The sequence below is a fragment of the Pseudomonas caspiana genome (assembly GCF_040224095.2).
Lineage (GTDB): Bacteria > Pseudomonadota > Gammaproteobacteria > Pseudomonadales > Pseudomonadaceae > Aquipseudomonas > Aquipseudomonas caspiana.
The window spans coordinates 5,881,589-5,894,592 of record NZ_CP167995.1 but is presented as its reverse complement, the minus strand read 5'-3'; the positions used below and the strand labels follow the sequence as shown (position 1 = coordinate 5,894,592).

The window sequence follows — 13,004 nt, the reverse complement described above, 5'->3', positions numbered from 1 at the left end:
ATCGACGTTTTGGTTTTCGCTGATCTGGCGTCGGGTTGTCGTTCGCGTTTAGCAAACCTGCGAGCCTGGCTCGCTCCTGCAAAGTGTATAGCTGCAACTATGAAAACCCCGCTCTGGTTCCCGCAAAGCTTCTTCTCCCGCACCCTGTGGCTGGTGCTCATCGTCGTGCTGTTCTCCAAGGCGCTGACCCTGGTTTATCTGCTGATGAACGAGGACGTGCTCGTCGACAGGCAATACAGCCACGGTGTCGCGCTAACCCTGCGCGCCTATTGGGCGGCCAACGAGAATGACCGGGAGGCGATTGCCGATGCGGCAGGCCTGATCCGTGTAGTGGGCGGCGGCGTTCCGGAAGGTGAGCAGCATTGGCCCTACAGCGAAATCTATCAGCGCCAGATGCAGGCCGAGCTGGGTGCGGACACTGAAGTGCGCTTGCGCGTGCATGCGCCACCTGCGTTGTGGGTTCGGGCTCCGAGTCTGGGCGATGGCTGGTTGAAAGTGCCGTTGTATCCGCACCCGCTGCGCGGCCAGAAAATCTGGAGCGTGCTGGGCTGGTTCCTGGCAATTGGTTTGTTATCCACCGCCTCGGCGTGGATCTTCGTCCGGCAACTCAATCAGCCTCTCAAGCGTTTGGTGTTCGCCGCCAGGCAATTAGGGCAGGGGCGCAGCGTGCGTCTGCCGGTCAGCGATACGCCCAGTGAAATGACTGAGGTATATCGCGCGTTCAACCAGATGGCCGAGGACGTCGAGCAGGCAGGGCAAGAACGAGAGTTGATGCTCGCGGGTGTTTCCCATGACCTGCGAACACCATTGACCCGCTTGCGTTTGTCACTGGAGTTGATGAAGGGCGAAAACGAGCTCACCGAAGGCATGGTCCGCGACATTGAAGACATGGATGCCATTCTCGATCAGTTCCTGGCGTTTATTCGTGACGGCCGTGATGAAGAGATTGAAGAGGTAGACCTCAGTGAACTGGTGCGTGATGTGGTTGCCCCGTTCAATAATCCGGAGAATCCTGAAGAGCAGATACGTCTGTGTCTTGAGCCGATTCCGCCATTCCCGTTGCGACGGGTTTCAATGAAGCGATTGCTCACCAACCTGATTGGCAATGCCATGCACCACGCAGGCAATGGCATTGAGGTTGCGGCTTATGTGTCCGGCGACACCAGTGCGCCTTACGTGGTGCTGAGCGTTCTGGACCGTGGAATCGGGATTGACCCGTCGGAGCTTGAAGTGATCTTCAATCCGTTCATCCGTGGTGATCGTGCCAGAAGTGGCAAGGGCACGGGGCTGGGGTTGGCGATCGTTAAGCGGATTGCAGCGATGCACGGTGGCAATGTTGAATTGCGCAACCGCTCGGGCGGTGGGCTGGAAGCGCGTGTGCGCTTGCCGTTGGGGCTGATGCTGCCGAGAGGGGCGGTTTAAAAAGCCACCCAATCGGTTTCCTGTGGGAGCTGGGCTTGCCCGCGATAAGGCTGAACACGATCTAAAGTGAATCGAGTCCGGTCTTATCGCGGGCAAGCCCGGCTCCCACAAAAGCATTGACTGCTCAAGATTATCGCAAGGGCTGGTTTAACCCTTCCCTTTGGTCCGCGTCATATGCGGTCCGCTGTTCTTCTCCAGATACTCAATGATCATCCCGGCCACGTCTTTGCTGGTAGTTACTTCGATGCCTTCCAGCCCCGGTGAAGAATTGACCTCCATCACCAGTGGGCCGTGATTGGAACGCAGGATGTCGACACCGGCGACGCTCAGGCCCATGACCTTGGCGGCGCGGATAGCGGTCATGCGCTCTTCGGGGGTGATCTTGATCAGGCTGGCGCTGCCGCCACGGTGCAGGTTGGAGCGGAATTCGCCGGGTTTGGCCTGGCGCTTCATCGACGCAATAACCTTGTCACCGACCACGAAGCAGCGGATATCCGCGCCACCCGCTTCCTTGATGTACTCCTGCACCATGATGTCCTGCTTGAGGCCCATGAAGGCCTCGATCACCGACTCAGCCGCTGTGGCCGTTTCGCACAGCACCACGCCAATACCCTGTGTGCCTTCAAGTACCTTGATCACCAGCGGTGCGCCGTTGACCATCTGGATCAGGTCAGGGATATCGTCCGGTGAGTGAGCAAAGCCTGTCACCGGCAACCCGATCCCGCGCCGCGAGAGCAATTGCAGCGAGCGCAGTTTGTCCCGCGAACGAGCGATGGCGACCGATTCGTTGAGCGGGAAAACGCCCATCATTTCAAACTGACGCAATACCGCGCAGCCGTAAAAAGTCACTGAAGCGCCGATGCGCGGGATCACTGCATCGAAGCCCTCCAGCGGTTTGCCGCGATAGTGGATCTGCGGCTTGTGGCTGGCGATATTCATGTAGGCACGCAGGGTGTCGATCACCACCATCTCATGGCCACGTTCAATACCAGCTTCGACCAGACGACGGGTTGAATACAAACGCGGGTTACGCGAAAGCACAGCGATCTTCATGCAGCACCTGTGGCAGAGGTAGTCGAGACCGGGAAAACCGGTTTGTCCTGAACGTAAGTAATGCCTGGATTGACGACCAACTGGCCATCGATCAAAGCGTTGGAGCCGAGCAGCAAGCGATAGCGCATTGCTTTGCGGCAGGCCAGCGTGAATTCCACAGGCCAGACACGATCACCCAAAGCCAGGGTGGTGCGAATGACGTAGCGGACCTGCGCGTGACCGTTGGAGCTCTTAATGGTTTTCATCGCGACCAACAGCGCTTCGCAACGGCGATGGCGCAACTGGACCACTGTGCCCAGATGGGCGTTGAAACGGACCCACTTTTGGCCATCGCGTTCGAAAGGTTCGATCTCGGTAGCGTGCAGGCTTGAGGTGCTCGCGCCGGTATCGATTTTCGCCCGCAGGCCCGCGACCCCAAGGTCGGGCAGCGCCACCCACTCACGCAGGCCGATGACTGTCAGATGATCAAATGTTTTCAATGAATTTCCGTACTTCTTATGCTTTCTGCCAGACCCCTGAATCGATCTGGGCCAATGCTTTGAATGCAGGTCTGGCGAACCAGTAACCTTGCATCAGGTAAATCCCGCAGTCCGCGAGAAAGTCACGCTCCTCGGCACATTCGATGCCTTCGGCAATGACTGTAACCCCCAACTCCGCACACATTGTGACAACCCCACGAACGATAGCCTGACGCGGCCGGTCGCGGTGAATATCTCTGATTAATTGCATGTCGAGTTTTATCAGGTCCGGCTGAAAGTCAGCGAGTAAGGTCAGGCCCGAGTATCCAGCGCCGAAATCGTCGATGGCCGTCATGAAACCGAATTGGCGGTATTCACGCAGAATATTGGTCAGGTGGCGATTGTTATCGACGTGCTCACTTTCGATCGTCTCAAAGATCAGCCGGTCCAGCGGAAAGTCATGCCGGCGCGCTGCCTCAAGCGTGCTGCGGATGCACAACTCAGGTCGATAAACCGCATTGGGCAGAAAGTTGATCGAAAGCCGCTCTTGCATCTGCAACGTAGCAGCCCCCGCAATGGCGTGGGTCCGGCACAATTGATCGAAGCGATAGCGGTTCTTGTCAGTTACCTGATTCAAGACCGAAAACGCACCTTCGCCATTGATGCCACGCACCAGTGCTTCGTGCGCAAAAACCGACTGGTCGCGCAGGTCAACGATAGGCTGATAGGCAAAGGCGAAAGAGAAGTCCAGATCGGGGCTGTTTCTGCAACCGTCGCAGCCGCTGGCGGGTGAGGTCAATGACGGGGGAAACTCAGTCATATCACGTTCCATGAATAGGGTGTTGGAAAGAGCCAGGGTTGCAGATCGTCGCAAACGCTTGCAGCACGCGGTGCGTGCCGTAGTACAGTCTGACTACGACCTGATTGAGGAATTCATATGGCTCAAAAGTCAGAGGAAGACGATAAAGTCCGCCTGGATAAATGGCTATGGGCGGCCCGCTTCTACAAGACTCGCGCCTTGGCAAAAACGGCGATTGAAAGCGGTAAGGTGCACTGCCGTGGCGAGCGTTGCAAGCCGGGCAAAGAACCGCGCATCGGTGATCAGTTTCAGATTCGTACAGGCTTCGATGAGCGTACGGTCGTTGTTGAGGCCCTGTCGATTGTCCGCCGCGGCGCGCCGGAGGCCCAAGCGCTTTACAGCGAGACGCCCGAGAGTATTACCAAACGTGAAAATGAAGCCGCGCAACGCAAGGCCGGGAATCTGGGTGTGACTACCGACGGCAAGCCGACCAAGAAGCAGCGTCGGCAACTGTTCGATTTTCGTGGAGCGGTGCGCGAATAAATGAACCTCGCGAACCCGTAGGACCGGCTTTAGCCAGGAGAGCGGTATTTCTAGTGACGAGACGCCGGTCCTGCGAATGGCGTAGATCCTGTGGGAGCGGTGCTTGCCCGCGATAAGAACACCGCAATCTATCCTGAATCGCATCCAGCTTTATCGCGGTCAAGCACCGCTCCCACAGGGGGTGAGTGATCAGTTCAAACCCCGCGCACCACGCTCATTCTGCTCACCACCGGCAACTTCTGAAGCAGCGTGAAGATCGGCGCTGTAACCTTCAGCCAGAAATTACTCATCACTGCTGCAAACGGGGTGTAATAACCCCAGCCCAGCGCGAGTAAAGCGATCAGCACGCCGCCGATATAGTCGTCTTGCCCCCAGTGAGCGCCCGCAACCAGGCGCGGCATCATGAAAAGGAGCGCCAGTCCCCAGATCACAACGCGCTGAACGAAGGAGCGGCTGAACACCGTCATGAACATCGCCCAGATCAACAGCACCGAAGCATGATCGCCAGGGAAGCTTTGGCTGGAGCGGTCTTTGAGTTCCCAGGCCTTTTCCAGGTGAGGGTACATTTCGCTCAGGCGAATCGCGCCTTCAAGCACCATGGACGGGCTGTCGTGTTGCAGGCTCGAATGATCCAGCCATTTTGAAAACAGTGTGCGGATGATCAACAGCAAAAGCAGAATCGAAACGAACCCGAACAGCGCTGCGCGCACTTGAGTGGCTTTAAATACCCACTCACCTTTGATCAGCAGGCACAGCAGGATCAGACCCACCACTGCATCGAAAGGCCGCATACTTCCAACCGTCCAGATGGATCGCCACACTGCGTTCTGTTCAAGAGGCTGATTGAGTGCATGAAACAGCCACTCATCAAACTGGGTAAACAGGGCATGGCCGGCTGGCCACATCCAGGCGCCCAGCAGCCCAAGGGCGATCAAATTGCACAGCACGAGTCGGCTGATGTTCCACTTCGCTTGGAAGAGTGTGGGATAGCCCATAAAATGGCCCTTATCTACATGGCAAGACGCGCTTGGAGCGCTTTAAACGGCGCTTTATAGACGCTTGTCATCAATTTGTCATCAATTCAGATACCTTCCCCATGACTGATATCGAGTACTCCCAGCGCTTCATTTTTGACGAAAGCGATGTTCGCGGTGAGCTGGTCGCGCTTGAGCGAAGCTACGCCGAAGTCTTGGCCAAACATCCCTACCCGGAGCCGGTAGCGCAACTGCTTGGCGAGCTTTTGGCCGCAGCAGCCTTGCTCGTCGGCACGCTTAAATTCGATGGTTTGCTGATTCTTCAGGCGCGGTCCAGCGGTGCTGTGCCGTTGCTGATGGTCGAATGCTCAAGCGAGCGTGAGCTGCGCGGGATCGCCCGTTACGATGAATCGCTGATTACGCCGGGTGCCGGCTTGCAGGAGCTGATGCCTGACGGCTCGCTGGCCATGACCATTGATCCGCGCCAGGGCAAACGCTATCAGGGGATTGTGGCTCTGGACGGTGTTGACCTTTCTGACAGCCTTTCAAGCTACTTCGTGATGTCTGAACAGCTCGGCACGCGCTTCTGGCTCAAGGCTGATGGGCACCGTGCGCGAGGCTTGCTGCTGCAGCAATTGCCAGTGGCGCATCAGACTGATCCTGAGGAACGTGACGCTACCTGGGAGCATGTCACGACACTGGCCAGTACCCTGACAGCAGAAGAATTGCTGAGCCTGGACAACGAGACCGTACTGCATCGGCTGTTCCACCAAGACCCCGTAAGAATGTTTGAAATTCAGCCGCTATGCTTCCGCTGCAGCTGCTCGCGGGAACGTTCGGCCAATGCGCTGGTCAGTCTTGGACTGGAAGATGCGCAGCAACTGGTTATTGAGCATGGTGGCAGCGTCGAAATCGACTGCCAGTTTTGCAATCAGCGCTATCTTTTCGATGCCACTGATATCGCTCAGCTCTTCGCTGGGGGTGGAGTCGACTCGCCATCTGATACGCGCCACTAATCGAGCACGGATTTCGCCTCACTACAGGCTGTGGGCAGCGGTGGGGCGGTTCTGACGGGAGGCCTACCATTCTTGGGCGTTTCTGGCATAATCCGGCCCACTTTTCCGCTGTAGTAGTGGTTGTTTTTTTACTACAAAACCGTTTGGAGCACTCGGCCACTGGCCGACGGGGACCCTCATGACTCAAACCAATAACGCTGTGTACACCGATCTGAGCATCGACGACCTGGTCAAGCAAGCGCTTGCCCGCGGCGAAGGCGAACTTTCCGACACTGGCGCTCTGGTTGTGAGAACAGGCCATCGTACTGGCCGTTCGCCGGTCGATCGTTTCATCGTTGAAGAGCCAAGCACTCAGGACGCAATTGCCTGGGGCCCGATCAACCGCAAGTTCCCGGCTGACAAATTCGACGCATTGTGGGATCGCGTTGAAGCGTTCAACAACGCACAAGAGCATTTTGTTTCTCACGTGCATGTAGGCGCTGCTGAAGACCACTACCTGGCTGTGAAGATGACCACCCAGACTGCCTGGCAGAACATGTTTGGTCGTTGCCTGTTCATCAACCCTGCTCAGTACAACCCTGCAGGTCGTCAAGAGTGGCAAGTGCTGAACGTTGCCAACTTTGAATGCGTTCCTGAGCGTGACGGCACCAACTCCGATGGTTGCGTGATCCTCAACTTCGCACAGAAGAAAGTACTGATCGCTGGTATGCGTTACGCCGGTGAAATGAAGAAAGCCATGTTCTCGGTGCAGAACTTCCTGCTGCCGGCGGCTGACGTGCTGCCAATGCACTGCGCTGCCAACATTGGCGAAGAGGGTGACGTCACCCTGTTCTTCGGTCTGTCCGGTACCGGCAAAACCACCCTGTCCGCCGATGAAAGCCGTTACCTGATCGGTGACGACGAGCACGGCTGGGGCGAGGGCGTGGTGTTCAACATCGAAGGCGGTTGCTATGCCAAGTGCATCGACCTCTCTGAGAAGAACGAGCCGGTCATCTGGAAAGCCATCAAGCACGGCGCTGTGCTGGAAAACGTCGTGATCGACGAGGCCAAGCACGCTGACTATTCCGACGTCAGCCTGACTCAGAACAGCCGCGCTGCTTACCCGTTGGAGCACGTTGCCAAACGTTCCGAGAAGAATCTGGGTGGCGAGCCAAACGCAGTGATCTTCCTGACCTGCGACCTGACCGGCGTACTGCCGCCAGTGTCGATCCTTAGCGAAGAGCAAGCGGCTTACCACTTCCTGTCGGGTTACACCGCACTGGTTGGTTCTACTGAAATGGGTTCGGGTAGCGGCATCAAGTCGACCTTCTCCACCTGCTTCGGCGCACCGTTCTTCCCGCGTCCGGCTGGCGAATACGCCGAGCTGCTTATCAAGCGCATCCGTGGCTTCGGTTCCAAGGTTTATTTGGTTAACACCGGCTGGACTGGCGGCGGCTACGGCGTCGGTAAGCGCTTCAACATCCCGACCACTCGTGGCGTGATTTCAGCGATCCAGAGCGGCGCGTTGATCGGCGCAGAAACCGAGCACCTCGACACCATCAACCTCGACGTGCCATTGGCCGTACCGGGCGTTGAAACCGGCCTGCTCAACCCACGTAACACCTGGGCTGACAAAGCTGCCTACGATGAAGCTGCCAAAGCACTGGCTGGCCTGTTCATCGAGAACTTCAAGAAGTTCGAAGTGAGCGACGCAATCAAGGCTGCGGGTCCACAGTTGTAATACGGACTGGCAGAACAAAAAAACCGCCCTTAGGGGCGGTTTTTTTGTGGGTTTGAAAGCGGGCGACGGCTGCTCTCAGGTCAGGGCAGTGCACTGTCTGACGGCGAACAATGAATCTGTAGAAGTGCCCTTATTCGCGAGACGCCAGGCCTGCATACGCAGATATGAAACCAGCCGCTTAAATGCATCACTGAATATCTTTATACGCTTCATTACCTTTAGCCAGCGATGCTGCCAAACCGGGTTGTGGCGTGAACGCCTTGCCCATCACTGACGAAAAGTGGGTGCCCTTATCGCCGAGGCTCACATTTCGTTCGTCTTTGTTTTGCTCTGTCAGGCCGGTATAGCTGAACTTGCGCATCGCGATAAAGGTAGCTTCGTGCATGACAATACTTTGATGCAGCGCACTGACCTTTGCAGGTGCCAGGCCCAGTTTCTTGTTCAGTGGAGCACCCCAACGGGTCAGGCATACTTCTGCGAAATGTCTGACCAACTGGCCTGCTTCCGTCAAAGAACCGGGGCCGTCGGCGCCTTTGAGCGAGGCATTACCGACTAAAGTGGCGTGACGGCCAGCCATTGGAAAAATGCTGACCCGAGTCGCGGGATGGGTCTGGGGAATAACACACGAAAAGCCTTTAGAGCGTTCGTCCCGAGCGAAAAAACCTACATATTCTTTAACGTTTTTGCCGAGGGCAACTTTCTCAAGCTGGAAGTTCAAAGGGCCCGGAACCGGGTCAACCGCAAAAATATTGACTGGGATATTACGTAGATCGGGGTCCCCCGCCATGGCGTTCGCCACCATATGGCAACTGACACCACCGCGGCTCCAACCTACCAGGTTGACCTGCGTCGGGATGATCCCGGCCTTGCGAAAGGTTTTGATGATTTGTTCTTGCAGGTCTTGCTGCGTAATTTTGCGGTCACCGTAGTCGTAGTGGCGCCACAGCCAGGAACCTGATGTCTCCACGTCGTGAATGGGCAGTCCGGCGGCTTTCAACCGCTTATACTCGACTTCGGTGAGTTTAGTGCGTTTCCAGTCGGCCTTACCCTTGATCAGGTTTATTGCATGTTGCACATTTTCGTACCAGCCTTTACCAAACGCGGTGCCGGTCCAGCCGTAACCTTTGGGTTCGGTGAATAATTCATCTGCTTGTAAATTGCCACTGCCAGGGCCATCAATAGCGACCCAGTCGACGAACTCTCGATTGGCCATATTGTTGGCCAGTGTCGAAACCAGTTCCCCATTCCAGTAGTTTTTGTTCAACGTGTCATATTTGGTAGAGCCTGTACCGCAAAAGAAAATCGTAAATACACTCATGAGAAACCTCCGTGTTTTATGAGTACGGAGCAGACTAGAGAAGTATTTTTGCTTTCGCTTGGGTATGTTGTTACTTGCTGTTGTAAGCCACAGCAGGGGCTGTTGGAGGCTGCAAATGGTTTTGTATCAGGATTAATCCGTCTGTAGCCTTCGGCAGCGCATAGTTGAAATACACGTCAAATTAAATGCCTTATCCCGCCTCAAACGTCCTGTTCGCCTCGCAATAGCGTTCCTGGGTTTGTTTGCTTTGCTCGTCCCGGTCTTTGGCGGCGCGTTTGGTCCACTCCTGACAGGACTCCTTGAAGAACACGACAGCGGCGCGGCGGCACTCGCGGTTTTCGACGCTGCCTTTACTGAAGTTCATGCATACGCTGCTGTTGTCGATGTGGTTGTTGAAGACTCGAAAGTCCGCGTGGTAGCGGCTGCGACTGTCCACAGCGCGGAAACTGACGCTGGCAACAGTGAAGGCTCTCGTCGCCCGTTCGGAGTTGGTACGAGCGAGGTCTGATTTGAAGTTCGCCATGTAGCTGGAGGAGACCATGCCTTTGGCCGGTTCGCGTTCGGTAGCTTTTGGTACCTGGCCAAAACGGCAATTGAGCACATTTTCGTCGATCACGTTGCCATTCTTCATGCATTCGTCCAGCGGCTGGGCACTTGGGGGTGGCACTTCACGCCGGACCACATTGGGGCCAAGGTAAGGCTCGGCTGCCAAGGGTGGGGCAGGCTGGGGCGGGGTTTCGATCAGGGCCGGCGGTGGTTCCGTCGCTACTGCTACGGGCTGCTCGATGGTTGGCCTGGATGCCAGCGGCAATGGCTTTGCTCGAGGGAAAAGCAGGTACGCAGCAAATCCTGCTATAGCCAGCAGGATCAACAGCGGCGAATAGCCTCGGCGTTTGCTGCGGTGTGCAGGTCTGCGTTTGCCCGGATGAGCCCCTAACACGATATCGACCTTGCCTGGGGTCAAGCGTTGGATGTGGGTAAATCCATCTTCACTGGGTTGTTTACCGGCATCCATTCCTGTTCCTTTGGCCTGATCGAGGCAATGCTTGATGGCGCAAAGGTTAAACCGGGTAAATAGCCTTTTGCTAGTAGCCCTTGCCTGTATCCTTACTCATTTTTGTAATGCTTTGGTTGTTTTCTGACCGAGCTGGCCGCGTTAAGGTCTTGCACCTGATTGCGGTCAATGGAGTGGCAGCTTATGCACAAGCGTCTTGAACAGGTTTTCGGCTATTCAGAGTTTCGTCCGGGGCAGGAGGCCGCCATCAGTGCGGTATTGGCGGGGCGCTCTGCGGCGGCTATTTTCCCGACAGGGTCAGGCAAGTCGTTGTGTTATCAACTACCCGCGTTGATGCTTCCGCATCTGACACTGGTGGTCTCGCCGTTGCTGGCATTGATTCAAGACCAGTTGGCGTTTTTGCAGCGCCACGGCATTTCGGCAGCCAGTATCGATTCGGCGCAAAGCCGCGATGACGTTGCGCAGGTCATGGCCCAGGCACGCTCGGGTGAGTTGAAAATCCTGATGATTTCCGTAGAGCGTTTGAAGAACGAGCGTTTTCGAAACTTCATTTCGCAGGTGCCGATTTCCTTGTTGGTGGTGGACGAGGCCCACTGTATTTCTGAATGGGGCCACAACTTTCGGCCCGATTATCTGAAGCTGCCGGATTACCAGCGCGAATTTCGCATTCCCCAGGCGCTGCTGCTCACCGCCACGGCCACGCCGCAGGTTATTGATGACATGCAGGCGAAGTTTGCCATTGAGCCGCAGGACGTAGTGACTACGGGGTTCTATCGTGAAAACCTCAATCTGTGGGTCGAACCCGTGACCGGGTGGGATAAGCGACGCCGGTTGGTGGAATGGCTGGGTGCCAAGCTCGATCAACCGACTATCGTTTATGTCACGTTGCAGAAAACCGCTGAATACACCGCCGAGCACTTGACGCAGAACGGTATTGCAGCCAGCGCTTATCACGCCGGGTTGCCCCACGATCAGCGCGAGTCTATCCAGAGACAGTTCATGGACGGGCAGCTCAACTGCATTGTGGCGACCATTGCGTTTGGCATGGGCATCGACAAGAGCGACATCCGCAATGTGGTGCATTTTGATCTGCCCAAATCCATCGAGAACTACAGCCAGGAAATCGGCCGTGCCGGGCGTGATGGCGCGCCGTCTGATTGCTTGGTGTTGGCCAATCGCGACAGCCTCAACGTCCTGGAAAATTTCGTCTATGGCGACACGCCGGAACTGTCTGGCATTCGTTATGTTCTTGAGGATTTACTCGATGCCGGGCCGCAGGGGCAGTGGGAGTTTCTACTCGGGCCGCTGGCGGACCAGAGTAACGTTCGCCAATTGCCGCTGAAAACCTTGTTGGTGCAGTTGGAGCTGCGCGGGATCATCGCGCCACGCTATGCGTATTTTGCGGAGTACCGTTTCAAGTTCCTGATTGAGCCGGATGCGCTGGTGCAACGTTTCGAAGGTGAGCGCCGGCAGTTCGTAGAAGCTTTGGTGACAACTTCTGCACGGGCAAGAACCTGGGCGACCGTGGATTTCGATGCGATGTATCAGCAGTACCAGGCTGAGCGCGCAAGGGTCGTCACAGCGCTGGATTACTTTCAGGAAAAAGGCTGGATTGAGCTGGAAAGCAAGCAGATGACCGAGGTCTACAGCTTGTTGGTCACTGATTTTGATGCCGAAGCGCTTAGCATTGAGCTGCATGAATACTTCAGCGAGCATGAAACTTCAGAGGTGGAGCGTATTCACGCGATGCTTGAGTTGTTTGCCAGCGAACAATGTTTAAGCAGTCGGCTGGCGGATTATTTCGGTGATCAAAAGGCACCACGCCGCTGCGGGCATTGTTCGGTATGTGCCGGGCAGGTCGCGCGTTTACCGGAGCCTCCGGCCTTGGCACCGCTGGAGGCACAGAGCTTCGAGCAACTGTGCGGTGAGTTCATCCGTAAACATCAGGATTACCGTGACCATGCCCCAAGTGCAGATTGCCTGACGCGCTTCTTGTGCGGCATTAGTGTGCCGTTGTTCACCAAGCTCAAGGCCCGCGGGATACCTGGTTTTGCGCAGTTGGAGGATTATCCTTATGCGGCGGTGCGGGATTGGGTGCGGGGTAATATCCACTCTGAATAGTTGTAGGAGTTGCCGAAGGCTGCGAGCGCGGTGTGTCAGACAAATAGTATTCGCCGCCTTCGGCAGCGCCTACAGATGCCAACTTACGACAAGAGAACTCCATGACCAACACAACCCCGCAACGGGCCGACTACCGACACTTCCAGCCCATCACCACACGTTGGCACGACAACGATATCTACGGCCATGTGAACAACGTGACTTACTACAGCTTTTTCGACAGCACAGTGAATACCTACCTGATCGAGCGCGGTGGGCTGGATATTCATGACGGTTCGGTAGTGGGCTTTGTGGTGAGTTCTTCATGCGATTACTTCGCGTCGATTGCCTACCCTGACTTGATCGAAGTCGGTTTGCGGGTCGCGAAGCTGGGCAATAGCTCTGTGCAATACGAGCTGGCGGTGTTCAAGGTTGGCGAGGACGAGGCTTGTGCGGCGGGACGCTTCGTTCATGTGTTTGTGGATCGGGCGTCGAATCTGCCGGTATCCATACCCGACATCCTGCGCGAGGCGTTGCAGGTTTTAGTCGTCTGAAACAACACTGGCCGCTTCATGGGCGGCCAGTG

General features: G+C 56.2%; 12 protein-coding genes. 6 read left to right on the top strand and 6 right to left on the bottom strand.

Features of this window, described 5'->3' with window-relative positions; all coding sequences use genetic code 11:
• Positions 1-99: 99 nt before the first annotated feature.
• Positions 100-1,422, top strand: a complete 1,323-nt coding sequence (locus ABRP31_RS26555) for an ATP-binding protein (RefSeq protein ID WP_087271888.1) — start codon at positions 100-102, stop codon at positions 1,420-1,422.
• Positions 1,423-1,569: 147 nt separating this feature from the next.
• Here ABRP31_RS26555 and rimK read toward each other — a convergent pair whose 3' ends face one another.
• From rimK to ABRP31_RS26540, 3 genes are read right to left on the bottom strand one after another with little or no spacing between them, the layout of a single operon-like run.
• Complete coding sequence (rimK, locus tag ABRP31_RS26550) at positions 1,570-2,475, bottom strand: 30S ribosomal protein S6--L-glutamate ligase (protein WP_020293260.1); 906 nt, start codon at positions 2,473-2,475, stop codon at positions 1,570-1,572.
• Positions 2,472-2,921, bottom strand: a complete 450-nt coding sequence (locus tag ABRP31_RS26545; RefSeq protein ID WP_176470003.1) for an ATP-dependent zinc protease — start codon at positions 2,919-2,921, stop codon at positions 2,472-2,474. The genes rimK and ABRP31_RS26545 overlap by 4 nt, the downstream gene beginning before the upstream one ends.
• Before the next feature lie 49 nt (positions 2,922-2,970).
• Positions 2,971-3,753, bottom strand: a complete 783-nt coding sequence (locus tag ABRP31_RS26540; RefSeq protein ID WP_087271885.1) for an EAL domain-containing protein — start codon at positions 3,751-3,753, stop codon at positions 2,971-2,973.
• Between the two features lie 117 nt (positions 3,754-3,870).
• On the opposite strand from ABRP31_RS26540, the gene ABRP31_RS26535 reads away from it, so the two are divergent.
• Complete coding sequence (locus tag ABRP31_RS26535) at positions 3,871-4,275, top strand: RNA-binding S4 domain-containing protein (RefSeq protein WP_087271883.1); 405 nt, start codon at positions 3,871-3,873, stop codon at positions 4,273-4,275.
• A 194-nt stretch (positions 4,276-4,469) separates the two neighbouring features.
• Here the strand turns inward: ABRP31_RS26535 and ABRP31_RS26530 are convergent, their stop codons facing one another.
• Positions 4,470-5,270 carry a phosphatase PAP2 family protein gene (locus ABRP31_RS26530; protein ID WP_349971192.1) on the bottom strand — a complete coding sequence of 267 codons (801 nt, stop codon included), beginning with the start codon at positions 5,268-5,270 and terminating at the stop codon, positions 4,470-4,472.
• Positions 5,271-5,371: 101 nt separating this feature from the next.
• Between ABRP31_RS26530 and hslO the strand changes: the two genes are divergently transcribed.
• Both hslO and ABRP31_RS26520 read left to right on the top strand, forming a co-directional pair.
• Positions 5,372-6,265 carry an Hsp33 family molecular chaperone HslO gene (gene hslO / locus ABRP31_RS26525; RefSeq protein WP_087271877.1) on the top strand — a complete coding sequence of 298 codons (894 nt, stop codon included), beginning with the start codon at positions 5,372-5,374 and terminating at the stop codon, positions 6,263-6,265.
• A gap of 178 nt (positions 6,266-6,443) precedes the next feature.
• The gene (locus ABRP31_RS26520) at positions 6,444-7,985 is read left to right on the top strand and encodes a phosphoenolpyruvate carboxykinase (RefSeq protein WP_087271874.1); all 1,542 of its coding nucleotides are present in this window, start codon (positions 6,444-6,446) and stop codon (positions 7,983-7,985) included.
• A 187-nt stretch (positions 7,986-8,172) separates the two neighbouring features.
• On the opposite strand, the gene ABRP31_RS26515 is transcribed toward ABRP31_RS26520, so the two are convergent.
• Both ABRP31_RS26515 and ABRP31_RS26510 read right to left on the bottom strand, forming a co-directional pair.
• Positions 8,173-9,303: a hypothetical protein gene (locus ABRP31_RS26515; RefSeq protein ID WP_349971191.1), complete on the bottom strand. Its 1,131-nt coding sequence runs from the start codon at positions 9,301-9,303 to the stop codon at positions 8,173-8,175.
• Between the two features lie 190 nt (positions 9,304-9,493).
• Complete coding sequence (locus ABRP31_RS26510; protein WP_349971190.1) at positions 9,494-10,318, bottom strand: hypothetical protein; 825 nt, start codon at positions 10,316-10,318, stop codon at positions 9,494-9,496.
• 183 nt (positions 10,319-10,501) lie between these two features.
• Here ABRP31_RS26510 and ABRP31_RS26505 point away from each other — a divergent pair, with 183 nt between their 5' ends.
• Both ABRP31_RS26505 and ABRP31_RS26500 read left to right on the top strand, forming a co-directional pair.
• The gene (locus tag ABRP31_RS26505) at positions 10,502-12,439 is read left to right on the top strand and encodes an ATP-dependent DNA helicase RecQ (RefSeq protein WP_349971189.1); all 1,938 of its coding nucleotides are present in this window, start codon (positions 10,502-10,504) and stop codon (positions 12,437-12,439) included.
• Positions 12,440-12,540: 101 nt separating this feature from the next.
• A complete protein-coding gene (locus tag ABRP31_RS26500) occupies positions 12,541-12,972 on the top strand; it encodes a thioesterase family protein (RefSeq protein ID WP_349971188.1) in 432 nt (143 codons plus the stop codon).
• Positions 12,973-13,004 lie beyond the last annotated feature (32 nt).